26 protein-coding genes are annotated in these 25,327 nt (G+C 58.8%); 10 read left to right on the forward strand and 16 right to left on the reverse strand.

The genetic code is table 11. The annotated features are described in order from the left end of the window. Positions 1–15 precede the first annotated feature (15 nt). Both odc2 and V6582_RS13905 read left to right on the forward strand, forming a co-directional pair. Positions 16–1,149: an ornithine/lysine decarboxylase gene (gene odc2, locus V6582_RS13900; RefSeq protein ID WP_070167004.1), complete on the forward strand. Its 1,134-nt coding sequence runs from the start codon at positions 16–18 to the stop codon at positions 1,147–1,149. 132 nt (positions 1,150–1,281) lie between these two features. Further along, positions 1,282–1,872, forward strand: coding sequence for a GNAT family N-acetyltransferase (locus V6582_RS13905; protein ID WP_156631794.1), 591 nt, complete (start codon positions 1,282–1,284; stop codon positions 1,870–1,872). A gap of 64 nt (positions 1,873–1,936) precedes the next feature. Here V6582_RS13905 and V6582_RS13910 read toward each other — a convergent pair whose 3' ends face one another. After that, positions 1,937–3,301: a cytochrome-c peroxidase gene (locus V6582_RS13910; RefSeq protein ID WP_156631795.1), complete on the reverse strand. Its 1,365-nt coding sequence runs from the start codon at positions 3,299–3,301 to the stop codon at positions 1,937–1,939. A gap of 124 nt (positions 3,302–3,425) precedes the next feature. Next, positions 3,426–5,054 carry a phospholipase C gene (locus V6582_RS13915; RefSeq protein WP_156631796.1) on the reverse strand — a complete coding sequence of 543 codons (1,629 nt, stop codon included), beginning with the start codon at positions 5,052–5,054 and terminating at the stop codon, positions 3,426–3,428. A 418-nt stretch (positions 5,055–5,472) separates the two neighbouring features. Between V6582_RS13915 and V6582_RS13920 the strand changes: the two genes are divergently transcribed. Next, positions 5,473–6,174: an OmpW/AlkL family protein gene (locus V6582_RS13920; protein WP_156631797.1), complete on the forward strand. Its 702-nt coding sequence runs from the start codon at positions 5,473–5,475 to the stop codon at positions 6,172–6,174. 101 nt (positions 6,175–6,275) lie between these two features. Here the strand turns inward: V6582_RS13920 and V6582_RS13925 are convergent, their stop codons facing one another. From V6582_RS13925 to V6582_RS13940, 4 genes are all read right to left on the reverse strand, one after another. Further along, on the reverse strand, positions 6,276–8,081 hold the full coding sequence (locus tag V6582_RS13925) for a methyl-accepting chemotaxis protein (protein ID WP_156631798.1): 1,806 nt from the start codon (positions 8,079–8,081) through the stop codon (positions 6,276–6,278). Between the two features lie 248 nt (positions 8,082–8,329). Continuing rightward, entirely contained in the window at positions 8,330–9,316 is a 987-nt protein-coding gene (locus tag V6582_RS13930; protein ID WP_156631799.1) for a WD40 repeat domain-containing protein, read from the reverse strand. A gap of 55 nt (positions 9,317–9,371) precedes the next feature. Further along, the gene (locus tag V6582_RS13935; RefSeq protein ID WP_156631800.1) at positions 9,372–10,490 is read right to left on the reverse strand and encodes a CobW family GTP-binding protein; all 1,119 of its coding nucleotides are present in this window, start codon (positions 10,488–10,490) and stop codon (positions 9,372–9,374) included. A gap of 48 nt (positions 10,491–10,538) precedes the next feature. Further along, positions 10,539–11,360: a creatininase family protein gene (locus tag V6582_RS13940; RefSeq protein WP_156631801.1), complete on the reverse strand. Its 822-nt coding sequence runs from the start codon at positions 11,358–11,360 to the stop codon at positions 10,539–10,541. A gap of 89 nt (positions 11,361–11,449) precedes the next feature. Here V6582_RS13940 and V6582_RS13945 point away from each other — a divergent pair, with 89 nt between their 5' ends. The 3 genes from V6582_RS13945 (at position 11,450) to V6582_RS13955 (ending at position 14,124) form a co-directional block, all read left to right on the forward strand. Beyond that, entirely contained in the window at positions 11,450–11,992 is a 543-nt protein-coding gene (locus V6582_RS13945; RefSeq protein WP_156631802.1) for a MarR family winged helix-turn-helix transcriptional regulator, read from the forward strand. A 133-nt stretch (positions 11,993–12,125) separates the two neighbouring features. Then, positions 12,126–13,148 (forward strand): LacI family DNA-binding transcriptional regulator, encoded by a 1,023-nt coding sequence (locus V6582_RS13950; RefSeq protein WP_337739252.1) that lies wholly within the window; start codon positions 12,126–12,128, stop codon positions 13,146–13,148. Between the two features lie 16 nt (positions 13,149–13,164). Beyond that, positions 13,165–14,124, forward strand: a complete 960-nt coding sequence (locus V6582_RS13955; RefSeq protein WP_156631804.1) for a 2-hydroxyacid dehydrogenase — start codon at positions 13,165–13,167, stop codon at positions 14,122–14,124. Between the two features lie 150 nt (positions 14,125–14,274). Here V6582_RS13955 and V6582_RS13960 read toward each other — a convergent pair whose 3' ends face one another. Continuing rightward, positions 14,275–15,039 carry a gamma-glutamyl-gamma-aminobutyrate hydrolase family protein gene (locus tag V6582_RS13960; protein ID WP_156631805.1) on the reverse strand — a complete coding sequence of 255 codons (765 nt, stop codon included), beginning with the start codon at positions 15,037–15,039 and terminating at the stop codon, positions 14,275–14,277. Positions 15,040–15,240: 201 nt separating this feature from the next. Here V6582_RS13960 and V6582_RS13965 point away from each other — a divergent pair, with 201 nt between their 5' ends. Beyond that, positions 15,241–16,347, forward strand: coding sequence for a TRAP transporter substrate-binding protein (locus tag V6582_RS13965; protein ID WP_070166856.1), 1,107 nt, complete (start codon positions 15,241–15,243; stop codon positions 16,345–16,347). A 178-nt stretch (positions 16,348–16,525) separates the two neighbouring features. On the opposite strand, the gene V6582_RS13970 is transcribed toward V6582_RS13965, so the two are convergent. From V6582_RS13970 to V6582_RS13990, 5 genes are all read right to left on the reverse strand, one after another. Next, positions 16,526–16,804: a helix-turn-helix domain-containing protein gene (locus V6582_RS13970; RefSeq protein WP_337739245.1), complete on the reverse strand. Its 279-nt coding sequence runs from the start codon at positions 16,802–16,804 to the stop codon at positions 16,526–16,528. After that, on the reverse strand, positions 16,773–17,045 hold the full coding sequence (locus V6582_RS13975; protein WP_156631806.1) for a BrnT family toxin: 273 nt from the start codon (positions 17,043–17,045) through the stop codon (positions 16,773–16,775). Before V6582_RS13975 ends, V6582_RS13970 begins: the two co-directional genes overlap by 32 nt. 115 nt (positions 17,046–17,160) lie before the next feature. After that, the gene (locus tag V6582_RS13980) at positions 17,161–17,628 is read right to left on the reverse strand and encodes a protein kinase (protein ID WP_156631807.1); all 468 of its coding nucleotides are present in this window, start codon (positions 17,626–17,628) and stop codon (positions 17,161–17,163) included. 668 nt (positions 17,629–18,296) lie between these two features. Then, positions 18,297–18,587, reverse strand: a complete 291-nt coding sequence (locus V6582_RS13985; RefSeq protein ID WP_156631808.1) for a type II toxin-antitoxin system RelE family toxin — start codon at positions 18,585–18,587, stop codon at positions 18,297–18,299. Then, positions 18,577–18,825 (reverse strand): type II toxin-antitoxin system Phd/YefM family antitoxin, encoded by a 249-nt coding sequence (locus V6582_RS13990; RefSeq protein ID WP_087729203.1) that lies wholly within the window; start codon positions 18,823–18,825, stop codon positions 18,577–18,579. Before V6582_RS13990 ends, V6582_RS13985 begins: the two co-directional genes overlap by 11 nt. Positions 18,826–18,981: 156 nt before the next feature. On the opposite strand from V6582_RS13990, the gene V6582_RS13995 reads away from it, so the two are divergent. Both V6582_RS13995 and V6582_RS14000 read left to right on the forward strand, forming a co-directional pair. Beyond that, positions 18,982–19,242 carry a type II toxin-antitoxin system RelB/DinJ family antitoxin gene (locus tag V6582_RS13995; protein ID WP_156631809.1) on the forward strand — a complete coding sequence of 87 codons (261 nt, stop codon included), beginning with the start codon at positions 18,982–18,984 and terminating at the stop codon, positions 19,240–19,242. Continuing rightward, the gene (locus V6582_RS14000; RefSeq protein WP_071203788.1) at positions 19,229–19,510 is read left to right on the forward strand and encodes a type II toxin-antitoxin system YafQ family toxin; all 282 of its coding nucleotides are present in this window, start codon (positions 19,229–19,231) and stop codon (positions 19,508–19,510) included. The genes V6582_RS13995 and V6582_RS14000 overlap by 14 nt, the downstream gene beginning before the upstream one ends. A 56-nt stretch (positions 19,511–19,566) precedes the next feature. Here the strand turns inward: V6582_RS14000 and V6582_RS14005 are convergent, their stop codons facing one another. Beyond that, on the reverse strand, positions 19,567–19,959 hold the full coding sequence (locus tag V6582_RS14005; RefSeq protein ID WP_156631810.1) for a winged helix-turn-helix transcriptional regulator: 393 nt from the start codon (positions 19,957–19,959) through the stop codon (positions 19,567–19,569). A gap of 98 nt (positions 19,960–20,057) precedes the next feature. Here V6582_RS14005 and V6582_RS14010 point away from each other — a divergent pair, with 98 nt between their 5' ends. Further along, a complete protein-coding gene (locus V6582_RS14010) occupies positions 20,058–21,119 on the forward strand; it encodes an SDR family oxidoreductase (protein WP_156631811.1) in 1,062 nt (353 codons plus the stop codon). A 335-nt stretch (positions 21,120–21,454) separates the two neighbouring features. Here the strand turns inward: V6582_RS14010 and V6582_RS14015 are convergent, their stop codons facing one another. From V6582_RS14015 to V6582_RS14025, 3 genes are read right to left on the reverse strand one after another with little or no spacing between them, the layout of a single operon-like run. After that, positions 21,455–22,021: a sarcosine oxidase subunit gamma gene (locus V6582_RS14015; RefSeq protein WP_156631812.1), complete on the reverse strand. Its 567-nt coding sequence runs from the start codon at positions 22,019–22,021 to the stop codon at positions 21,455–21,457. Next, positions 22,014–25,007 (reverse strand): sarcosine oxidase subunit alpha, encoded by a 2,994-nt coding sequence (locus tag V6582_RS14020; RefSeq protein ID WP_156631813.1) that lies wholly within the window; start codon positions 25,005–25,007, stop codon positions 22,014–22,016. Before V6582_RS14020 ends, V6582_RS14015 begins: the two co-directional genes overlap by 8 nt. Next, positions 25,004–25,324: a sarcosine oxidase subunit delta gene (locus V6582_RS14025; protein WP_156631814.1), complete on the reverse strand. Its 321-nt coding sequence runs from the start codon at positions 25,322–25,324 to the stop codon at positions 25,004–25,006. Before V6582_RS14025 ends, V6582_RS14020 begins: the two co-directional genes overlap by 4 nt. Between the last annotated feature and the right edge of the window lie 3 nt (positions 25,325–25,327).

A 25,327-nucleotide genomic window follows, 5' to 3' on the forward strand; every position in this document is an offset into this window, starting at 1 on the left:
ATGGAAGGGATCGCCATGACCACCGCCCGTATCCTCGACTTCATCAATACCCAGCGTCCGGAAGGCCCTTGCCTCGTCGTGGACCTTGATGTCGTGCGCGATAATTATGGCGCATTCCGCCACGCCCTGCCAGACAGCGCCATCTATTATGCCGTCAAGGCAAACCCGGAGCCGGCAATCCTATCGCTGCTCGCATCGCTCGGCTCCAACTTCGATTGCGCCTCCGTGGCCGAAATCGAAATGGCGCTGGCTGCAGGTGCGACCGCCCAGCGGATTTCGTTTGGCAACACCATCAAGAAGGAACGGGATATTGCCAAGGCGCATGCACTGGGCATCAACCTGTTTGCCGTCGACAGCCATGAGGAAGTCGAAAAGATCGCGCGTGCCGCCCCCGGCGCCCGGGTGTTCTGCCGCGTCCTGACCGATGGTGACGGTGCCGAATGGCCTTTGTCGCGCAAGTTCGGCTGCGTGCCGCAGATGGCCGTCGACGTTCTGGTCTATGCCCACCAGCATGGCCTGGAAAGCTTCGGCGTGTCCTTCCATGTCGGTTCGCAGATGACCAAGGTCGATGCCTGGGATGCGGCGCTCGGCGATGCCAAGCGGGTTTTCGCACAGTTGGCCAAGCAGGGCATCTACCTGCAGATGGTCAACATGGGCGGTGGTTTTCCGACCAAGTACCTGCGCGACATTCCGTCCGCCGAAGCCTATGGCCAGGCCATCAACGCCTCGTTGAAGAAGCATTTCGGCAACAACATTCCGCAGACCATCATTGAGCCCGGTCGCGGCATGGTTGGTAATGCCGGTGTGATCAAGGCAGAAGTGGTGCTGATCTCGAAGAAGTCCGACAATGACGCCCATCGCTGGGTGTTCCTTGACATCGGCAAGTTCGGCGGTCTGGCGGAAACCATGGACGAAGCGATACGTTACCCGATCCGCACGGCCCATGACGGCGACGAAATGGAGCCTTGCGTGTTGGCTGGCCCGACCTGCGACAGCGCTGATGTCATGTACGAGAAGAACATGTATCCGCTGCCGCTTTCGCTGACCATCGGCGACGACGTGCTGATCGAAGGCACCGGCGCCTATACCACCACCTATTCGGCGGTGGCCTTCAACGGTTTCGAACCGCTGAAAGCCTATGTGATCTGAACAAGGGTATTTTCGCATTTCCGGGCGCAAAACCGCGCCACGCTTTTGCTGGAAATGCTCCATCCCGCCGGGCAGAATAGCCCGGCAGGATTGCTCTCTCACCATTTACGCTCTTTTGCACAGGAGGTCGCCATGACCGCTGTTATCAACACCGTGCGCGCTTTTTTTGCACAGCCCGCTTTCAAGATCGATGCTGAAACCCCCGCCGATGTCGTGGCGCGCGAGGCGTTGCTGGACCGTGCCATGGGGCCGGACCGCCGCACGAAGTCGTCTGAAAAGATCCGCCGTGGCCGCGTGCCTGCCGAAGGGCTGGCGTTGGTGGCGCGTGACCGCAAGGGCCATGTGATCGGCACCGTGCGCCTGTGGAATATCGAGGCCGGCGTCAATACCGAGGGCCAGGTCGTCGATGCGTTGCTGCTCGGGCCGCTGGCGGTCGATGCCTCGCATGAAGGCAAGGGCGTCGGCTCGCAGCTGATGCGCGCCGCCCTGATGGAAGCCAAGGGCCGTGGTCATGGTGCCGTGCTTCTGGTCGGCGATGCCGCTTATTACGAGCGCTTCGGCTTTTTTGCCGCGAAAACCATGCATCTTGTCATGCCGGGCCCCTTTGCCCGCGACCGGTTCCTGGCGCTGGAACTGATCCCCAGTTGGCTGGACGGCGCTGTCGGCATGATCTCGGCTTCCGGCCGCAAGCTGACCGCACCGGCCCATCGCAAGGCGGCATAAGCAGTTTTTGAAATACGTCCTCGGTCCAAACCGAGGATGGTGCGCAGCAGTCGAGAGCGGCGGCCTACGGCTGCTGCGCACCCCACCCATCCGTCAGTGTTTTCAAAAAAGCCACGACATCGCTAATTTCCGTCTCGTTCAATGCGGGCGGTTGGCCGGGCTTGCGGTCCATGGGCGCATCGATCACATCGATATTGCCGCGATAGGCGTCTGGCATGTCGTTGAACTTGTCGATGCTGCCATCCGATTTTTTCGGATAGATACTGGCTGGATCAGTGTCACGGGCCACATAAAAGCGTGTGGCCGCCTCCAGCGTGCGATAAACGCCATTGTGGAAATAGACGCCGCGCTCGGCGACATTGCGCAGGGTAGGGGTCTTGAACAACCCGCAATTTTGCGTCTGGGCGGAAAACTCGTCATGGCGCATCGGCCCGCAAATGCCGAGATCGAAATAGAGCCTGTCGGAATTGGCGGGAATATCAGGATTGCGCGGCACGCCGAGCGCCTCGAATTCGTAATCGGTAAATGCCGGCATCTGTCCATCGCCGCCCCTCTTATCCAGGTGGCAAGAGGCGCAATTGCCCTTTTTCGGATCGTCGAACAAGGCGAGCCCACGCTGTTCCGCCGGGGTAAGCTGCGCCTGTCCGCGCAGATAGGCATCATATTTGCTGGAATAAGAATGGAAGGATGGTTCTTCCACCTGATAGCGGGCCAATGCAAAGCCGATTTCCGACAAGGCCATGGAGTGGTCCTCGGTGATCTGCTTTCCGAACAAGGCCGTCAGCTGGGCGCCATATCCGGCTTTGATTTTGTCATAGAGCGCCTGCGCATCGCTATTGGCCATTTCAAACGGCGACAAAAGCGGCCCAAGCGCCTGGTCTTCCAAACTGTCGGCGCGCCCATCCCAGAACATGCCACCCTGGGGAACGGCATTGTCGGCAGCAGCCACGGCTTTGACGAGAGGTTGGCCAGCGACCGGCCCGGCGATCACCGCAGTTTGCGCGGCAAGCGCCGTGCCGGAGGCTTCGGCCATCGGCGAGGCTTCCTGAGCCTCCTCGGCGGCATTTTCAGCTCCAACCGAGAAGGCGGGCGTGGCGATCTTGTAGGCAAGGCTGGGCACGGGACGGATGCCCGGGAGGTTGAGACCGGGTCCGCCCATCTGTACCGCCTGCGTGTTGGCCGGTGCGTAATGATGGGCCGGATCATGGCAGCTGGCACAGGACATCTTGCCGCTGCCTGACAGGCTCTGGTCGAAAAACAGCGCCTTGCCCAATTGCGCGACGGCACTGAGCTGGTCGGGTGCGCCGGCTTGGGTCTTTGTGGGGTTTTCCGCCAATGTCTGGGCCGCCCTGCCAAAGCCCGCGAAGGCAAGGCTCAGCAGAGCCAGCGCCAGCAGCGGCAGGCGGGATTTTTCGTCAAACAATGTCATGAACTGCCGCTCTTAGTTTCCCGCTTAGAGCATCGCGCCGAAAATCGGAATCGGTACAATGCTCTAAGTTTTTGTTTTGCATCGGATTTAGCCGAATCCGGTTTCCCGTTTTCGGCCCGATGCACTAGCTTTTCAGGCCGGTCTTCGGATCGAGGATCAGCGTATCGCTGCGGGCATGAGACCAATCGAACATGCCGTTCAGGGAACCAGCTATAGCATCGAAGGAGCCGCCGCCCAGTCTTTGCCCAGCCATCCAGTTATCCTCGATGAACCGCATGACCGAGGTCTGGTCGGTCAGGGTGTGGTCGACATAGTTTTGCTTGGCATAAGGCGAGATCACCAGCAATGGCTGCCGGGTGCCATAGCCGCAACGGCCCTGGACGGGCTGGCCATTGACGCCGGGCAAGGGCGTTCCGGTGCCGCAGGCCGCACCGTCAAGCACATCATAGCCTTTGACCGGAATGCTGGACGGGTTGACGACGTTATGGGCGTGGTCGTACCAGCCGTCGGAATCGTCATAAAGCAGCACCACGGCGGTGTCTTTCCACTCCGGCGATTGCTGGAGCTTGTTGACGACATTGGCAACGAATTCCTGCTCATCAAGCGGATCGGAATAACCGGCATGGCCGTCCTGATAGGCGGGCGCTTTCAGGAAACTGACGGCGGGCAGAGTGCCGTTGCTCAGAACCGCATAGAAATCATTGATGTCATACTGGTGGTTGGCGCCGCCGTCCTGGCTGGTGCCGATGGCGGCAACCGAACTCGGGCGGATATGCTGGGGATTGGCGGTCGAGGGATAGTATTGGAAGGGTTGGTGATGGGGAATGTAGTCCACCTCATCGACCTTGGTGATTGCCGATGTCGTCGTGCGCTTGCAACCGGTCGTGCCATTGGGATTGTTGAGCGTCAGATCGAAGCCGCCCTCGAAAAAGCCCCAGGTCAGGCCCTTTTCGTTCAGGAGGTCGCCGATATTGCGACCGGTCATCAGGGCTGTCTGGCCTTTCGAGCAAACGTCGCCGGTGGGGTCGAGGTCGGAAATCATTGTCCAGCCGCCATTGCCATCAGGCACGACTTCGCCCTTGGCATAGGTGCCGTCCTTTTCCAGCGTGTAACCCGGTGGCAGGGCCATGCCATTGGTCTGGCCGGAAACGAGGTTGATGGCGCCGGGGGTCGAGGGGCCGAAATTGGTGGAGAAAGACCGGTCGTTCAGGGCAAAATTCTGGGCGTAGTTCCACAGCGCCGTAACGGTATTGCCGTCATAATAGCCCATGACCTGGCCTTTGGTGCCAAAGGCACCGGCTGCGCCCTTGGTGCCGCGCCCGGTATTGGCGGGAAAAAGGTCCATGGCGAAATTGTCATAGGCGGCCTGTTCGGCGGTATAGCCATGGTTCTGGGAATTGGTCGCGGCCTGGGTGCGATCGAGACGGAACGGGGCGGTCGCATCAGGGCCATTGCCCGGATTGGTGTTGTTCGGATTGGCCTCCAGCAGGCCGGCATGGGCCAGTGTATCGATATCCGCAGGCGTCTGCGGCGCGGCGGTAAAGGCAGGCTCACCCTCGACATTGGCAGCTTTTGGATAAGTCGCGAAATAATGGTCGAAGGCGACGTTTTCCTGGAAGATTACCACCAGATGCTTGATCGGCGTTGCGGTATTAACGGTAGCAGCCGCCGAGGCAGTGGGGATGAGACAGAGAGAGGCAGACACGAGAATTGAACCGGCACACACATGTAGATGCCGAGGGTGAAGAGGCATGACCATATCCTTTACGAGGATCCGCCGTGGGGAAGCTGACATCGGCGGAGTGGCAAGACGATAGGAAGCGATTTTAACAGTTCCGTGACGGAAAATGACTTGTCTCGCTCCAATTGCCGCCCGGCCACTCACAAGTGGGTGATAGGATGCGTCGATGAGAAATAACCCTTCCTATTCCGGTTGCGCGCGGGCACGTGAGCAACCTTTTGGGTTTCGTCGGAGATGGTCTTGCTCCAAGGAAAATTGATAGAAATCAAAAACATGGTGCATGGAAGCCACACTCCATACTTGATTACCGGCGGTGTTTCGTAAGGTTGTGTTTTCTTGATTTGTCTCAAGGACGGTGGTGCCCGCTCACCGATAATCGGTTGCAATGCGGCAGGGGGACCTGCTGATCAATCGATAAAGGAGAGATGACATGTCAACGAACCGGACCCTTGGCTTGATAGCGCTTGCGCCCCTTGCTTTCGCATCGCTGTCTTTGGCAACGCCGATGGCCTCTGCGGCAGATCTGACAGCGGCGGCAAACGCTCCGCAAGCCGAATCGCTGCTGACGCCCTACAGCCCCTGGCAGGTTCGCGCCCGTGCTCTGGCCGTGGTGCCCAATGATGGTGGCTCGGTGGATGGCATTTCCGGTTCCGATCTGTCCTACAGCAATAGCGTCACGCCGGAAGTCGACTTCAGCTATTTCTTCAATCGCAACATCGCTGCCGAACTCATTCTCGGCACGACGTCTGCGAACGTCAATGCCGGGGGCTCGATCGGTAGCCTGGGCAAGCTGGGCAAAGTCTGGATCCTGCCACCAACGGTGACGTTGCAATATCACTTCACCGATTTTGGCAAGTTCCAGCCCTATATCGGCGCGGGCGTCAACTATACGATGTTCTACAATCAGTCGGCGACTGGTTCCGCCTCCAAGCTCGATGTCAAGAATACGTTCGGTGGTGCCGTGCAGGTCGGTTTCGACTATATGATCAACGACAAGTGGGGCGTTAACTTCGACGTCAAGAAATACTATCTGCGCCCGGATTTCGAGGCCGTCGTCGGCGGCTCCAAGGTCAAGGGCACGGCCAAGCTTGATCCATGGCTGATCGGCGCCGGTGTGACCTACCGTTTCTGAACGGCAGGCGAAGAGACTGGAAATGGCGGCTCTCATGGCCGCCATTTTCCGTTTCGATCTCTCATTTGGCTGCGTTCACTCAACAATGCGGTTTTTTGCCCTCACGCCGCCCGGGCCACCGGCATGGCTGGCAGTTGGAAGCGGTTGACCAGGGTTACAAGAGAGATGGCGCCGTCGGCCAGCGTCTGGCTGATGGCGTTGGTTTCTTCGACCATGGCGGCATTCTGCTGGGTCATCTGGTCGAGGCTATTGACCGAACTGCTAATCTGCTGGAGGCCGATTGCCTGTTCTTCCGCGGCCTTGGCAATGGCATCGATATTATCATCGATCTTGGTGACAAAACCGCCGATCTGGGTCAGCGCATCGCCAGCGGTTCCCACCAGCTTCACGCCGCTTGCCACTTCCGTGCTGGAGCGATCCACCAGCGATTTGATCTGCTTGGCGGCGCCCGCCGAGCGTTGCGCCAGTTCGCGCACTTCCTGGGCGACGACGGCAAAGCCCTTGCCGGCTTCCCCGGCGCGGGCAGCTTCCACACCGGCGTTCAGCGCCAGAAGATTGGTCTGGAAGGCAATCTCGTCGATCACGCCGATGATTGTGCCGATTTCACCGGAGACGCTCTCAATCCGCTGCATGGCGGTAATGGCATTGTTCACCACCACATTGGAGGCTGTGGTGCAGTCACGGGCATCTCTCACAAGGCTGCGGGTTTCGCGGGTCCGTGTGGTGGAGGCCTTCACGGTCGAGGCGACCTCTTCCAGTGCAGCTGCGGTTTCTTCCAGTGCGGCGGCCTGTTGTTCGGTGCGCTTGGCCAGGCTGTCGGCGGCGCCGCGCATCTCGCGGCTATTGGTTTGCAGATAACCGGTTTCATCGAGAACCTGCTTCAGAGTGGTCTGAAGCGTGAGGATAGAGTCGTTGAAATCGCGGCGAAGAACGTCGAAACGGGCATCGAACGGCGTGTCGAGCGTGGTGCGCATGTTGCATTCGGCCAACCGATGCAGACCGTCGCCAAGCTCCTCGACCACGCGGCGCAGGGCTTGCGCCTCGGCGGCGCGCTCGACCTCGCGCTGCCGGCGCTGCTCTTCCGTGCTGGCGCGGCTGGCATCGGCTTCCTGCTCCAGGCGGCGCTTTTCCAGGCCGGCATCGCGAAAAATTGACAGGGCATGGGCGATTTCGCCGATTTCATCGGTGCGGGTGCCGTAGGGAGGAGGCGTATCGAGATTGCCATGGGCCATGTCGGTCATGGCCGTGGTCATATGGCGCAGCGGCGACAGGGCGCGGCGTTGAACGATGACAATCGAGGCGAGGCTAAGCAGGATCAGCGCGCTTCCCAGCGCATAACTGACGGTTTCGCGCGATGCGGTCTCCGTGGCGGCTTCGGTTTCCCGCAGCTTACCATAGGTATTTCCCATATCGACCAACTGATTGACGGCTGCCTCATGGACGTGAAACCGTTCCTTCAATTCATTGAGCGCGGCTTTCAGCACGGCCGGATCTGTACCGCTCAGGGCCGGAATGACGGCTTGATCCATTTGCGCCCAAAAGGCATCGCCCTTCACCAGAACATCCTGCTGCAACTTGCTGCGCAGGGCATCGGGCAGGGTTGTGCCTTTCCAATAGCCCCGGCGTTCCTGATACTGTTTTTTCAGAAGTTTAAGGTGGTCTATATTGATAGCGGCCATATCCGGCTGAAGGGCTGCCTCATTGGTCAGGGAATAAGCCTCGACCAGATAGAGAGGCGGCGGCAGGATATCGGCGATCAGATCCTTGCTGTCGATGATCTGCTGATAGATCGGTCCGTTGACCTTCAGCCGCTGGAGGGTCTGCATGGCTGTGGCGAGTGTGATGACCACGCCGACGGCAAGGATGACGCCGGAAATGATCACTGTGGAGGATATGCTGAGTTTCATAGTTGTCGTCCGCAGAAATGATGTCGGGAGGAGCAGATCACGCGGACGAAGGCGTCGAGGTGATGTGGCCAGGTTGTGGTCTAAAGTTGAACACATCGATTGTTTTTCAAGGGCGCTTTAAAAAGCATATTCTTTTTAGTTTCTTCTTGGTTATATTTTCCTTAAAATTTGAACTTAGTTGATTTCAATAATAAAAAAACCAGGGCGTTACCCCTGGTTTTCACGTTTCAGTTGTTTTTTACTTGAGGTTAGCCGGAGATATCTATCACGCCGCAATCTCCAGCTTCAGAGCCGAAGGCCAGCAACTTGCCGCTGGCGCTCCAGCCCATGCTGGTAATAGCGCCCTTGCCCGGACGGCGCAGCAGCGCCTCCTTGCCATCGGCCAGGCGCACTGCCAGCACCATGCCGTCGATATAGCCAATGGCCAGCACCTCTTCTGCGGGATGGAAGGCAACCTGAGTGACCATGATATTGGCGCGTGTGCCCAGCTCTTGCGGGGCCTTGCCCATCGGGCCGTCCTTGGAGGCAAAGGGCCAGACGATCGCCGCGGGCGCGCCGGATGAGGCGAGCCATTTGCCCTTGGCCGACCAGGAGATCGACTTCACCTTGGCTGGATAGCCGGTCATGCGCATATGGCGGGTATCGCTGCCGGCACCATCCAGCTTCCAGCCATGCAGGGCATTTTCCTGCATGGTGGTGACGACGAAACGGTTGTCGGGCGAAAAACTGACGCCGGTATGGGCGCCCTTCCATTCCAGATCGACCGGTTTGCCCTCGGCTGCCGCAAAGCGCAACGTCACGCCGTTATAGCGGGAAATGGCGATGCGCAAACCCTTGGGCGCAAAGGCCAGACCCTCGACCGTGCGCTCCTCTTCATAGGGATGTACCGCGCCGCTTGCCAATCGCACGAAGGCGGATTTTCCATAACCATAGGCGACCGCGCCTTGCGGCCCGGCTGCAATCACGGAAATCCACTTGCGCGGCGTGTGTGCCAGCTCCGTGACGGTGCCATCATGGGCGATGCGCAGCACCTTGCCATCCTCCCCGCCGGTCAAAAGCGTCTGGTTATGATCGTCCTTGATGGCGGTCAGCAGGCCCGACCCGGTTTCGGTGACCTGCTCGCCGCCATCCAGACGGTGAACGGCGCCGGCTGCCGTGACGAAAACCGGAATGTCTCCAAGGAAGGCCGCGGTCAGTACGTGGCCTTCCAGATCGAGCGGGGCAACAGTCGGCATCAGGCAGTCTTTCCGGTATGGTTGTCAGGGTTTGGCAGCAGGGAAGGGATAAGCTTCATGCCGCCGCCTCGCAGGCCTTGAAGCTGTTTTCCAGCTTTTCGCGGTCCAGTTCCCGGCCGATGAACACCAGGCGGCTTTCATGCTTTTCGCCGTCTTTCCATGGCCGCTGGTGGTCGCCCTCGATAATCATATGAACGCCCTGCACCACATAGCGCTCGGCATCGCCCTTGAAAGCGATGATGCCCTTCAGACGCAGAATGTTCGGACCATCGGTCTGGGTGACCTTCTGGATCCAGGGGAAGAAGCGGTCCGGGTTCATTTCGCCACCGCGCAGCGAGATCGAGGTGACAGTCACATCATGAATTGGCGAGGGGCCATGGTCATGGTGGTGATGTTCATGACCATGGCCATGCCCATGGTCGTGGTGATGGTGGTCATGCCCGTGGTCGTGATGATGATGATGATCGTGTCCATGGTCATGGTCGCAATCGGGGCCGCAGACATGGTCGTCGTCTTCATGGCTCAGGAAGTGCGGATCGTTTTCCAGCGCCCGTTCCAGGTTGAAGGCGCCCTGGTTCAGCACTTTCGACAGGTCCACGCCAGAGCGGGTGGTGGTGTAGATCCGGGCGGAAGGATTGATGGCGCGAACGATATCTTCGATCCGGTGCAATTCCTCATGGGTGACGAGATCGGCCTTGTTGATAACAACGACATCGGCAAAGGCAATCTGGTCTTCGGCTTCGCGGCTGTCTTTCAGGCGCAGCGGCAGGTGCTTGGCATCGACCAGGGCAACCACGGCATCCAGCTCGGTCTTGGCGCGCACATCGTCATCCATGAAGAAGGTCTGGGCGACAGGCACCGGATCGGCAAGGCCGGTGGTTTCGACAATGATACCGTCGAAACGGTCGGGACGGCGCATCAGGCCTTCAACGACCCGGATCAGATCGCCGCGCACCGTGCAGCAGACGCAGCCATTGTTCATCTCGTAGATTTCTTCGTCCGATTCGACGATCAAATCATTGTCGATGCCGATTTCGCCGAATTCATTGACGATGACAGCATATTTCTTGCCGTGGTTTTCCGACAGAATCCGGTTGAGAAGCGTGGTCTTGCCGGCGCCGAGATAACCGGTCAGCACGGTAACAGGTGTGGGTTTTACGGCTGCTTCACTCATGGGAACCTCGATGGTTGGACAACGGCATGATACCGCCCTGTAACTATATTACCCCATATAGGACGAGTGGGATGGCAGTTCAAAGGCTTTCTCGATATCAAAGTCATGGATATCCGACAGCAGCTCCACAAGTCCGTGAACGGCATGGGAAAGCAGGCTTTCGCCCTTTTCCGCTGTGGCCACACTGGCATTTCCGGCCACGCCCAGCGGATTGAGGTCCGACATTTTCCAGCCGAAGGCATGTGGTCCATAGGCGCGCAAATGGGTGAAGCGGGCAGCAAACTCGCTTTGCCGGGACGAGAAATTCTGAGCCTTGTCCATTGCGACCAGGTCCGGACGCAGTGCCAGCATGACCGAGGTTTCGATATCGCCGCCATGAATGTCGATTGCCTTGTTTTCAGGCCTGATCAGTCCTTCCGGCTGGCCGAAGCGGGTCCAGCTTGTGGCCACAGCCAGCATATTGAACCGGACGCGCGCCTCGGTGGCGACCACGGTCATCAAGGGCGAATTGCCGCCATGGGCGTTGAGCATCATCAGCTTGCGAATGCCCTGGCGGCTCAGGCTTTCGGCGATGCCGAGCCAGCGCTCCACGGCCTCGTTAAAGGTAAGCGTGCGCGTACCATCGATATCCATGTGCTCGACGGAGTAGCCGACCGGTTCGACTGGCAGGAAGGTGACGGGCAGGGTCGCGGGCAGTGCTAGGATCAGCCGGTCCACGACCCCTTGCGCGATGATCGTGTCGGTCTCGAAGGGCAGATGCGGGCCATGCTGCTCATGGGCGCCGAGCGGCAGGACGGCAATCCAACCTGCCCTGTCGGCGGGCGAAAGAGCCGGATCGTTGCGCTCAAAATGCGGTTCTGGATGGGGCATCTGGTTTACTGGCCTGTTTTTGTCTATGCATCATATGCGTGACATGAGCGCCTGTGACAACAGCGCTTTCTTTCGACCGCGGGGATAGCATGGCTAAAAAAGACAAGTCCGAGAAAAAGAAGAAATCCGGCAAGTCGAAAGACGAGGGGAAGCAGGCGAAACTTGGCTTGAGTGGTGAGCTTGGCATGGCAATCACCCAGGCATCACGCAGTTTTCGCACGGTGCAGACCCGGCTTTTGACCGGCAGCGGGCTCTATTCCGGTCAGGAGGGCGTGGTGCTGCTGCTGGCTGAGGAGGAAGGGTTGACGCCCGGTCTTCTGGCGCAGCGCCTGGGCGTCAAGGCGCCGACCATGACCCGCACCATCGGTCGCATGGAGGCGCAGGGCTTTGTCGAACGGCGCGGCTCGGATGCCGATGGCCGCCAGACAAAGGTGTTCCTGACGCAAACCGGTCGTGCCACGGTGGAAAAGATCGCCGATGCCAATGCGGCGGTGGAGCGCCAGGCGACCCGAGGCCTGAGCAGCAAGGACGTAAAAGTGCTGATGAAACTGCTTGCCGCCATCGATGCCAATCTGCTTGCACCAGCGGATGCAACGCGGCCTGACCTCAGCGAAGAGCATTTCACCGACTGACAAAGCTGCCGTCGCGGCGTTGGCTCTTGCCACGGGGAGTTCAACGTTTTAATTAAACTGTTTAAATGCATTCCGAAGCCGGGTCACGATCAAGCCCGGACGATTGCATATACGAATGACCAAGGGGGGAGCCGTGGCGCAAAAGATCAAGCTATCGACCATTGCAGAAAGTCTCGGCCTGTCCACCGCCACGGTATCGCTCGCGTTGCGAGACAGCCCGCTGGTGGCGGCAGATACCCGCGAAAAGATCAAGGACCAGGCCCGGCTGCTTGGCTATATCTACAACCGTCGCGCCGCCAGCCTGCGCACCTCGCGCTCCGGCATTATCGGTGTCGTCGTTCATGACATCATGAACCCGTTTTACGGCGAAATTCTGAAAGCCATTGAGAGTGAGCTGGACCGCAGCCGTCAGACTTTCATTCTGTCCAACCATTACGATTCGGTAGAGAAACAGCGGACCTTTATCGAAACGCTGCTACAACTGGGCGGCGATGGCGTGATCATGTCGCCTGCGATCGGTTCGCCGCCGGAAGACATCATGCTGGCCGAAGACAACGGCATGCCCGCCATCCTGATTGCCCGCTCCATGGACGGCCTGGCGCTGCCAACCTATCGCGGCGATGACAGCTACGGCATTTCGCTAGCCACCAACCACCTGATCGGGCTTGGTCACCGCGTTATCGCCATGGTCGGCGGCACCGACCAGACCTCGACCGGGCGCGACCGTTACCAGGGCTATGTCAACGCCTTGCGTAAGGCGGGCATTGCCGTTGATCCCAATCTGCGCATTCCCGGACCACGCACCAAGCAGGGTGGTTTTGAGGCGGCTGTGCATTTTCTGTCGCTGCCGCAAAAGCCGACGGCGGCAGTATGCTGGAACGATCTGGTCGCTATTGGGTTGATGAATGGTGTTTCGCGTGCCGGGCTGGTGCCGGGCCGTGACATATCCGTGACCGGTTACGACGACCTGGAGGAAGCATCGATCGCGACACCGGCATTGACCACGGTGTCAAACGGACAGGCGGAAGTCGGCAGGCTTGCGGCGCGCGCGCTTCTGGATAAGCTGGCGGGCAGCCATGAGCCGGATGGTATTCACCTGATCAAGCCTGAAATGCGTATCCGCCAATCAACCGGCCCCATCAAACATCCAGACTGATAGAGATTTTGATCCCATGACCGATAAGCCCGTTATTCTCATTCCCGGAAAAATTCATCCGCGCGTGTTGGAACGTTTGCAGCCTGGTTTCGAACTGGTGCAGACCCCGCCCGGCCAGCCGGTTGCGTTAAGCGATGCTGACGCCGCCCGCGTGCGGGGCATTGCCATCGCCGGTGCGGTGCCGGGTGCCCTGATTGAAAGCCTGCCGAACCTGGAAATCATCGCCAATTTCGGCGTCGGCTATGACGGGGTGGATGTGGCAAAAGCTGCGTCCAAAAATGTTATCGTTACCAATACCCCTGACGTGCTGGATGACGAAGTGGCCGATACGACGATTGCACTGCTGCTCAACACGATCAGGCAATTTCATCAGGCTGAAAGCTATCTGCGGGCCGGACGCTGGCAGAATGAGGGACCGTTCCCGCTGTCGCCGCTATCACTGCGGGGCCGCCATGTCGGGCTTTACGGACTGGGGCGGATCGGCGGTGAAATCGCCAGCCGGTTACAGCCGTTCAAGGTGAAAATCAGCTACCATACCCGCAGCCCCAAGCCCGGTGTGTCCTATGATTACCATGCGTCGCTGACCGATCTGGCCCAGGCTGTCGATACGCTGATCTGCATCGTGCCAAAAACGCCGGAAACCCATAAGGCGATCAATGCCGACGTGCTGAAGGCGCTGGGGCCGAATGGCGTGTTCATCAGCGTGGGGCGTGGCTGGAGCGTCGATGAACCGGCGCTGATTTCGGCCTTGAAGGACGGCACGATTGCCGCTGCCGGAATGGATGTGTTCTACGAGGAGCCGAAAGTACCGGCGGAATTTCTCGACCTGCCCAATGTGTCACTGCTGCCGCACGTCGCCTCCGCCTCGGTGCCGACCCGCAATGCCATGGCCGATCTGGTAGCGGATAACCTGATCGGCTGGTTTGAAAACGGCACGGTCAAGACACCGGTGCCGGAAACGCCAGTGAAGCGGTAAGCGCTGTAAGCAAGGAGCGGAGATAGGAAGCAAATCAGGTTTCGATTTAAGCCTCTTCTCCCCGTCGGGGAGAAGGTCCCGGCAGGGGGATGAGGGGGGCGAAGCCAAGCGAAACGCACCGTATTCACGTTTGAAGTGGTGTCGCCACCATTAAGCGACCTTGGATTTCACTGCCGCATACTCACTTGCCGCCGCCCCGAATGCTTCAAACAGCGCGCGGGAAGGGGCATCCGTTTCCGCCCAATATTCCGGGTGCCACTGCACGCCGACAGCAAAACCCTTGGCATCGATGACCGAGACGGCCTCGATTGTGCCGTCATCAGCCAGCGCTTCGACCTGGAGCCTTGGGGCAAGATCGGAAATCGCCTGGCGGTGCAGGGAGTTGATCTGGATCGTCCCTGCTGTGCCGAGATAGCGGGCGATGCAGGAGCCGTCGCGCACCTCCACCGGCTGGCGGATGGAATAGGCGAGGTCGCGGTCATCGGTCGGTGGCTTGCGGTGATCCCAGGTGCCGGGCTGATCCTGAATTTCCGAGGCCAGCGTGCCGCCCAGCGCCACGTTCAACTCCTGGATACCCCGGCAGATGGCCAGCAGCGGAATCCCCCGCTCGATGGCGCGGCGGATCAGCGGCAGCGAGGTTGCGTCACGGGCCTGGTCGAACGGCCCGTCGCCATCCGTGGCTTCGCGGCCATAGAGCGTGGGATGGACATTGCTGGGCGAACCGGAAATCACCACGCCATCCACCCGGTCAAGCACCGCCTCGATATCCGCGCCGGTTTCCAGAGCGGGAATAATAACCGGCATGGCCCCGGCCACGGTGAGCGTCGCCTTGACATATTGGTCCAGCACGCAATGCCAATTGGACCCTTCAATGGCACGGAAATCGGCGGGAATGGCGACAAGCGGCTTTGACATCGATGGCTCCAGAATAGCGGTTCTGAGCATCTGTTTTGCGCCGTTTGCTGTCCAAGTCAACGATAGCCCTCATCTGTCTTCAACTTTAGCCTAAACTGATAAGGCTGCCCGCTTGCCACCGCCCTGGCAACATGATTACCTTCGAATTGCCTTCCTGGAGGGGAATGGTAAGGGGAATCAGCATTCAATCGGGAGGACTCTATGGATCGTCGTGGATTTTTGAAGAAGGCCGGGGTCGCAGGAGCGGGCTCGCTCGGCGCTATTGCCTTGGCGGCACCCGCCATTGCCCAGCAGGCACCGAAAATCAATTGGCGCCTGACCTCGTCCTTCCCGAAATCGCTGGACACGATTTATGGCGGCGCTGAGGATATCGCGGCCCGCGTGGCGGCAGCAACCGATGGCAATTTCACCATCCAGGTGTTTGCTGCGGGCGAAGTGGTGCCGGGCCTGCAGGCCGCCGATGCTGTTGGCGCCGGTACGGTGGAAATGTGCCATACCTGCTCCTATTACTATGTCGGCAAGGACCCGACCTTTGCGATTGGCACCGCCATTCCCTTCGGCCTGAATGCGCGGCTTACCAATGCCTGGTTCTATCAGGGCAATGGCAATACGCTGCTCAACGAATTCTACGCCAAGCACAATCTCTACGGCATGGTGGCTGGCAATACCGGCGCGCAGATGGGCGGCTGGTTCCGCCGCGAAATCAACACTGTTGATGACCTCAAGGGCGTGAAAATGCGCATTGCCGGTCTGGCGGGCAAGGTCATTGAAAAGCTGGGCGGCGTGCCACAGCAGATTGCTGGCGGCGATATCTATCCGGCGCTGGAAAAAGGCACGATCGACGCCGCCGAATGGATCGGCCCCTATGACGACCACAAGCTCGGCTTCTACAAGGTGGCCAAATACTACTACTACCCCGCCTTCTGGGAGGGTGGCCCGGCCATCCACGCCTTCGTCAATCTCGCCAAATGGAACGAACTGCCGAAATCCTACCAGACCGTGCTTCAGGACGCCTGCGCCTTCGCCAACACCAATATGATGGCGAAATACGACCTGAAGAACCCAGTGGCGATCAAGCAGATCGTTTCGGAAGGCACGACGCTGAAACCTTTCAGCCAGGACATCCTCGACGCCTGCTTCAAGGCCTCCCTGGAAGTCTACGCTGAAATCTCCGCCAAGAACCCGGATTTCAAGAAAGTCTACGAAGATCAGGTCGCCTTCAAGAAGGAAGCCTATCTGTGGATGCAGTTGGCGGAATATACCTATGATACGTTCATGATGATCCAGCAGCGCGGCGGCAAGCTGTAACAGTCCGTCCCATAATCGCCGCTGGCCGTCTGCAAATGGCAATTTCTGCGCTTCCGGTACTCACGTACTTTAAGTACGCTCCGTTCCGGTTCTCGAAATCACCATTTTCGCCAGGCCAGCAGCAATTCTTGAACAGACTGTAAGCTCGCATACAGGCATAGGCTCAGGGAATGAGAGCCTATGCCACGGCCTTTGCGACCATTTCAGGATATTGGCCAATGACGCGCACATAGGCTATGGCAAAATCCGGAGCCGTGGCGCGGGCCTGTTCCCAATCGCGCAGCGTGCCGACAGGCACATGGAACCGGTTTGCAAATTCGCCCTGCGACAGACCGAGTTTCGTTCTGGTCATGCGGATCAGCCGGGCGCGCTGACCGCGATCCATTGCTTCGGGTGTCACATCGAAATCGTTGTGGTCCGCTGCATCAGCAGGGAGAATAATAGGCTCGTTCTTCACCCTTGTTGCTCCTTCTCACCGATATAAACCGCGCCTGATCATCCCGCCAGGTAAAGACGCCTGTAAACAATTTGCCACCGACCATTCCTATCACCTTGAAGCGTTCTTCCCCGTCTTCGGGACGAATGGAGGGCAGGATCAGATGATTATCGTCTTCGAAAATCGTGTTTCCGAAGGACAGCGTCAGCTTGTGCTTCTCCCGGTTTACAGCGTCTTTTTCGGGATCGAATGGCGTATTCATGGCTCAAAGATTATACGGAAATTCCGTACTATTGCAAAAGAAAATTGATATTCCGGCGTTGTATGGGTGTAGCGCGACAAATGACATGCTGACACTTTACATCGACTTTATGGCTTCAATCTCCCACTTCCGGTCGATGACCCCGCGACCTTCGCTGATCGATCAAAAACTGCCGCAGACGGGCGAGAGCATCAGACGGATCGGATTTGCGGTGGTATTCTTCAAGAATGATCTGTTCAATCTTCTGCCGGGTTTCGGGGTCTGTCTGCTGCGATCTGTCTGTCAGGGATCGGCCCTGCTGCATTAATGTGCGGCGGGCGTCTTCCAGCCGGTTTTGAAGATCATTGGCGGCATCGACAGCTGTGCTGTCAACTATCTCGGGCGGTTGCGCGGGGTGCTGTGGCGGCTCCAGCAGATGGTAGGTGCGGGGTAGGTCCTGATGCGCCGCCAGCCTATAGCGCAGCAGCAATGCCAGCGCCCCCATCGCAAACGCCGGTGGCGTGACGATTGCGACCGCCTTGATCCAATCGGACGTGGACTGCCATGTCCTGAAAAGATCGGCCCAGACATTGTAATCGGCCATAGTCCATTCCTCCCGCGCTTATGAGCCAAGCGATCACCGGAGGATTTTGCCCTCTGGTGATCGGGGAGTTCGAAAGCCGCGTAGAAACGACTGCCTTGGCCTTTAAGCCGAAGCTCTGGACATGCGCCAAGGCCTCCCCGACGCCAAAGAAGAGCGGTGTGGGGAACCATATAGTCATGGTCCACCGCCTCAGCCACAAACCTATGGCTGAGGGGTGCCTTTATAACGACCGACACGGGCCGTTCTACGAGGAGTTTCGATACTCCAGGATCGGTTCGTTACAACCGATCCTGGGAATGGTTTAGCGCATAACGGGTATGGAGGGGAAGGGGTAATTTGGGGGTGTGGTATTGTGAAATATGCGTTTTTACGTGTGGCTCACCCCCCTCTGGCTTGCCAGCCATCTCCCCCTCACGGGGGGAGATCGGGGAGGGTATGCAATCACTCCCTGTTAAACGTCATTTCCAGAGGTTCAGGATGCTAACGGGCGAAATCGTTTGATCTTGCCGATCTCCCCCCTTGAGGTGGGGTGAGGAGTGGTCGGCAAAGCCGATGAAACGATCCAGTGAATCGTTTCAAATGACGAACGCTGGCAGGACAGAGGGGGGTAAACGGCGCGTAGAAACGCTTGTGCCGTATGCTGCCAATTCCGATTTCTTGCCCGGTGCCTAAAGCACATTTCGGTCAGCGGCTGCCTTATACACGCCGGAACGATCCCGCCTGCCGACCGCCACAACGACAATGATGATGTCTTTATCGCGCACTTCATAAACCAGCCGATAGCCAGCGCCGCGTAGCTTGATCTTGTAACGATCCTTGGCGCCAGAGAGTTGTGCGGAGGGTAAGCGCGGGTTGATGCAACGTTCGGCGAGCTTCTTCTTGAATTGCTCTCTGACGCTATGATCGAGCTTTCGCCATTCTTTCAGCGCGGCATCGACAAATGCCAGCTCATAGCTCATCCAGTGTCACCTTCACGACGGGATCATTCGCCCGCGCATCGGCAATGGCATTGAGTTCGAGATCATCGAGCCGTTCGATCATAGCTTCATAGGCTGACGCCGGAACGCAATAGAAGGCCGGTTCGTTGCGATTGAGAATAGCCACCGCCGCCCCATCGCCTGCGGCAACTGTCCCCATCGGATTCTTTTTCAGCTCAGACACGCTGGCTGTCACTTCGGCAAGGACAATGTGGGTCATGGTATTGTTCTCTGAACTGTTTGGAGACCTATTATTCGCACTCTTTAAAGAGCTATTCAAGAGGCTTCGCCACTCGATTCGCAATTGCCGCACCATGAAACGCTTGCATTTCGGAAATATTGAATTACATTGTCATTCATACAAGGAGTATGACCGATGGTTGCAAATCAACTGGTGCAAGCCCGTATTGACGGTGAGATCAAAGCAGAAGCAACGGTCGTTCTCGCGGCCATGGGGTTGACTGTGTCGGATGCCGTGCGGCTGTTGCTGACCAAGGTTGCGCAGGAAAAGGCGCTGCCGTTCGAACCGCTGATCCCCAATGAAACCACGATTGCCGCCATGCGAGAGGCTCGCGTGGGCAAGGTGGAGACTGTGACGCTCGATGATCTCAAAGCGGCGATCCGTGCGAAAAATTGAGCAAACTGGGCAATTTAAGCGTGATTTGAAGCGAGAGTCCAAGGGGCGCTATCGCACAATTCTCGAAGACGAGTTGCTGCCTGTTATCGCAGCTTTGGCCCAGGATGAGGTTCTTGAAGCCAGATACCGTGATCACGCCCTAACGGGTGAGTGGAAAGATCACCGTGATTGCCACGTGAAGCCCGATCTGGTGCTGATTTACCGCAAGCCGGACGCTGAACTTCTTCAGCTCGTTCGACTTGGGTCGCATTCTGAATTGGGTCTGTGATGCTTTCGATGTCAATAGAAAGCCGTCTTAAGTCGCTGCCGCGACCCGGTTCCACCTTACCCCTCCGAAACCTCCCGCCGCGACCCCGGCCTTGGCCGCAACGCATCCAGCGCGTCGGCATTGTCACGGCCCCAGGCATAGAGCATCTCGACCGGCTCGATAAACCGATTGCCGAGCGGGGTCAGCCGGTATTCGACGGCGGGTGGAATGGTGGCCTGGACGTGGCGGGAGATCAGGCCGCTGGCCTCCATGTCGCGCAGGGTCTGGGTCAGCATTTTCTTGGAAATACCGGGCAGGCTGCGCAGCAGCACGCCGGTGCGCGCCTCGCCCCCATGGCGGGCATGTAGGGTGTGCAGCACCATGCTGGTCCATTTGGTGGAAAACAGTTCGAGTACGCGGCGCGGCGCGCAATCTTCGCGCCACTCGGTTTCGGGCGTTCCTGGGTGCATGGTGGTTACCTTCTGGTGTCTAGGCCCGTAAATGGTGCCGTCTTTTTTAAAGGCAAGGGGCGCCTACATCTCTGCCTTCAGACAGAAGGAGCATGAAGATGGTTGGATCAGCATTGGTTGTCGGCGCAAGCGGTATCGTTGGCAGTGCGACGGTGGATCTCCTGTTGGCAAAGGGATGGGCCGTGCACGGTCTGGCCCGGTCGCCGGTTGCCAAAGACGGTATGCAGCCTGTGGCCGCCGATCTTCAGGACCGTGAGGCGACGGCGCGGGCTCTTTCCGACGTGAAGCCCGACGTGGTGTTCATCTCGACATGGGCGCGGCAATCAAGTGAGGCGGAAAACATCCGGGTCAATGCGGCGATGGTGCGTAATGTGCTGGATGCGCTGCGTCCAGCCGGGTCGGTTGCCCATGTAGCCTTGGTCACGGGGCTCAAACACTATCTCGGCCCCTTCGAGGCCTATGGCAAGGGCACCCTGCCACAGACACCGTTCCGGGAGGATCAGGGCAGGCTGGATGTCGAGAATTTTTACTATGCGCAAGAAGATGAAGTGTTTGCCGCAGCCGGGCGCGACGGATTTTCCTGGAGCGTGCATCGCCCGCATACGGTGATCGGCAAGGCGGTTGGCAATGCCATGAACATGGGAACGACGCTTGCCGTCTATGCGACGCTCTGCCGGGAAACCGGGCGGCCCTTCCGTTTCCCCGGCTCTGCCGTTCAGTGGAACGGCCTGACGGATATGACCGATGCTGGTGTTCTGGCCGAACAACTGCTCTGGGCCGCAACCACTCCCCAATGCCGCAATCAGGCCTTCAATGTGGTCAATGGCGATATTTTCCGCTGGAGCTGGATGTGGGGCCGGATTGCCAACTGGTTTGGGCTGGAGCCTGCTCCGTTCGACGGCACGGTCCTGCCGCTGGAACAGCAGATGGCAGAGGACGCGGCCATCTGGCGGGAACTTGCCGAGCGCCATGGCCTGATCGAAAAAGACCTGTCGCGTCTTGCCTCACCTTGGCATACCGACGCCGATCTTGGGCGGCCGATTGAAGTGGTGACCGATATGAGCAAGAGCCGGACAATGGGTTTTAACCGCTACCAGCCCACCGACGAGGCCTTTTTCGCCCTGTTTGCGCAATTGCGCAAGGAAAGGCTGATTCTTTAGAATTTACCTTAGAAAAAGGGGAATACATTTTCCCCCGAAGACAGAGTAAAACAAAGAGATATAGAGTCCATCAGGTTAATCTTCACAGTAGACGCAAAGGTTTTTCGGCTTCGCCGCCCCCTCATCCGGCTGCCGCCACCTTCTCCTCCCCATTTCTTAAATAAAGAGTTGGGGGAGAAGAAGGAAAGAGCCGCAGCGTTTATGGCTTCCTCTCCCCAGCGGGGAGAGGTCCGCTGAGCGTAGCGGAGGCGGGGTGAGGGGAAACCCAGCACGCAAAGCTAAAGTGTCGTGTCCTGTGGTTCAACCTGACAGCCTCTAACGCCTGTCACCCCTGTTCACGCCGCGTCCGCAGCCCCTTCCTGCAACATGCCGAAGGCATATTCGGCAAAGGACCGCCAGCATTCCACCCGGAAGGCGTCTTCACTCATCCGGTAGAGCACGATTTCGATCTTGCCGAACACGGTGCGGGTGACAGCGCCGAGGGGAAAGGTTTTCAGCGACAGGTCGAGCGGGGAGGCGGTGTTGAGGGTTTGAACAGCGCCGGGGCCGGAGACCAGGATGGCGGTGTTGCGGTGGGAGACATCGGTGGCGGAGTGAATGGTGCCGGAGGCGCTAGAGGCGGCGACCAGATCGGCACCGTCTTCGTCAATGACAAGCCATTCGTCCGGGCCGAGCCAAAAGGCAAGGCGGGCACCGGCATGGGCGGAGGTTTTCGGCGCCGTGGGCAGTTCCAGGCCAAGGGCTGAGGAAAGACCAGAGACGGCATCCGCTCCGGCCCGCAGCGAGATGCGTGAGGCGGGGGCGGCTGGCGTCAGCGCCACATGGGCGGAGCCGCCATAGGCGCCGTCAAGAACCGATTTGCGGATCGCGGTCATCTCGCTGGAGGTGATTGGCTCAACCATGGATGCGGCTTCCTTCCTTGTCGTAAAATACCATGTCGGTCACTTCCACGGCGATTGTCTTGTCAGGCATCGGCACATAGAGCGTTTCGCCCATCCGCGCCCGGCCACCGGCCACCGTGGCAATGGCAATCGATTGGCCAAGACTTTCCGACCAATAGGACGAGGTGACATGCCCCAGCATGGTCATCGGCTTTGGCTGGTTGGGGTTGGCAACAATCTGTGCGCCTTCTTCCAGCACTTCGTTCGGGTCTTTGGTCTTGAGGCCGACCAGTTGCTTGCGACCTTCCTTCACCAGATCCGGGCGTTTGAGGCCGCGAATACCAACGAAGTCGGCCTTTTTCTTCGAGACTGCCCAGCCGTAATTGGCATCGTCAGGCGTCAGCGTGCCATCGGTATCCTGGCCGACGATGATATAGCCCTTTTCAGCGCGCAGCACGTGCATGGTTTCCGTGCCATAGAGGCAGGCACCAAGGCTTTCCGCCCGCTTCCACACGGCTTCCAACACCGACGCGCCGTAATCGGCTGGCACGTTGATTTCAAAGCCGACTTCCCCGGTGAACGACACGCGGAACAGCCGGGTTGGTACGCCGCAGAACTTGCCTTCCGCCACGCTCATATGCGGGAAGGCCTCAGTGGAAATATCAATGCCTTCGACAAAAGGTGCGATGATATCGCGCGCCTTTGGTCCCTGCACGGCAATCACCGCCCATTGCTCGGAAGCGGAGGTGAGCCAGACTTTCAGCTCCGGGAATTCCGTTTGCAGATAGTCTTCCATATGGTTCAGCACGCGGGCCGCACCGCCGGTGGTGGTGGTGACATGGAAGCGGTCTTCGGCCAACCGTCCAACCACGCCGTCGTCATAGATAAAGCCGTCATCGCGGGTCATGATGCCATAGCGGCACTTGCCGGGTTTCAGGCTATCCCATGGGTTGGTGTAGATCAGGTTGAGGAATTTGGCCGCATCCGGGCCAACCACCTCGATCTTGCCAAGCGTGGAGGCATTGAACACGCCAGCCACTTCGCGCGCCGTCTTGCATTCGCGGTTGACGGCGGCATGCATATCCTCGCCGGGGCGGGGATAGTACCAGGCGCGCTTCCAATTGCCGACATCTTCGAATTCCGCGCCAAGCGCAGTTTCGAGGTCATGCATCGGCGTCTTGCGGGTCGGGTCAAACAATTCGCCGCGTGAATGGTTGATCAGCGTGCCAAAGGTCACAGGCGTATAGGGCGCACGGAAGGTGGTGAGACCCACTTGCGGAATATCCTTGCCCAGCATTTCGGCGGCAATCGCCAGACCATGCATATTGGACAGCTTGCCCTGATCAGACGCCATGCCATTGGTGGTGAAGCGCTTGATATGCTCGATGGAATGCATGCCTTCGCGCACCGCCAAGCGAATGTCCTTGGCGCAGACATCGTGCTGGAAGTCGATAAAGGCTTTGACCGTGGTATCGCGGCCAGCGCCTTGGGCGGCACCAATCATGCCGCCTGTCCATGTGTGGGCATTGCTTCCCGTGGGAAGGGCGGCTGTTGCGCCTTCCGCACCCGCTTCTGCCGCAAATTTTGCGCCAGCGGCATGGGCCTCAGTCAGCAGATCGCCAAGATCATCCGTGCCGTTGCAGGCACCCACGCAGAGGCTTTCCTGCACGTACACATCCGGCAGGAACCGATCCTTGGCGGCGTCAAACTTCAGCTTGCCACGCGATTGCGAAAACAGATGCACAGACGGCGTCCAGCCTGCGGAGACCAGCAGCGCATCCACATCAATCTTGCGGGTAGAGCCGCCGGAGTTGCGCTGCACGCTGATGGTTTTTACCCGCAGACGGCCGGAGGTGTCGGTGACGCCATGGCCGGTCAGCACTTCAATGCCCAGTGCTCTAGCCTCTGCCAGCACGGCCTCGCCGGGCTTTTCACGGCAATCGACAATGGCGGCAATGGTAACGCCTGCTTTTTTCAGGTCAATCGCGGCTTCATAGGCCGAATCGTGGGCAGTGTAGACCGCCACTTTCGCGCCCACAGCCACGCCAAAATGGTTGAGATAAGTGCGCGCAGCGGATGCCAGCATAATGCCGGGGCGGTCGTTGTTGGCAAATACCATGTGGCGCTCAATGGCGCCGGTGGCCAGCACCACCTTTTTCGCCCGCACCTGCCACAGCCGTTCGCGGGGAAGGCCCTTGGCGGGCTTGGCGATGTGGTCGGTAATGCGCTCTGCAAGACCAAGGAAATTGTGGTTGTAATAGCCAAATGCCGTGGTGCGGGTCAACACGGTGACATTGTCCATGGCTTTCAGCTTGGCCACGGTGGCCTGCGCCCAGTCATAGCCGTTTTGGCCGTCAATCACGGCACCCGTATCGTAATGGAAGGCACCTCCCATTTCAGGCTGCTCATCGCAGATGATCACCGATGCGCCGGTCTCGGCCGCCGCAAGGGCAGCCGTCAGACCAGCCACGCCGCCACCCACCACCATCACATCGCAATGGGCGTAGCGGTTGGCATAATGGTCGGTATCCTCTTCGGTCGGGGCCACGCCAAGGCCTGCGGCACGGCGGATGATTGGCTCATAAATCTTGTGCCAGAAGCTCTTCGGCCACATGAAGGTCTTGTAGTAAAACCCTGCGGCAAAGAAGGGCGAGAGCATGTCGTTGACCGCGCCAATATCCATGGACAGCGATGGCCAGCGATTTTGCGTCTGCACCCGCATGCCATCAAACACTTCCTGCACGGGAGCGCGCACGTTTGGCTGACGCCGGGCGCTATCGCGGGAAATGTCCAAAAGCGCGTTTGGCTCTTCCGGGCCAGCGGTGAGAATGCCGCGCGGACGGTGATATTTGAACGAGCGACCAACCAGATGAATGCCATTGGCCAGCAGGGCCGATGCCGCGGTATCGCCCTCAAGGGCGGTGAGGATGCGACCATCGACGGTGAAACGGGCGGTTCTGGCAGGCGTCAGGCGGCCCTTGCCGGGAATACGATTGGCACCGCTCATTTCGCAGCTCCCTTGTTGTCCATGAGGACCTGTACTGTGGCGTCATCGGGCTTGGATTCCCCGATCTTGTAGGTCAGCAAGAATTTGTCGCTGACGGTATCGCGCACCGCATTGAAAAACCGCCCGCAGCCATGCAGGTGGCGCCAGCGCTCAAAGATGATTCCCTTGGGGTTATCCCGCAGAAAGAAGAAGGCTTCGAATTCCTCATCGGAAATTTCGGCAATATTGGCTGGCCGCACAATATGGGCCTCGCCAGCGCCGTGAAATTCCAACTCGGAACGCGCTTCCTGACAATAGGGACATTTGATCAACAGCATTTT

It is taken from the genome of Agrobacterium vitis (genome assembly GCF_037039395.1).
Taxonomy (GTDB): domain Bacteria; phylum Pseudomonadota; class Alphaproteobacteria; order Rhizobiales; family Rhizobiaceae; genus Allorhizobium; species Allorhizobium vitis_E.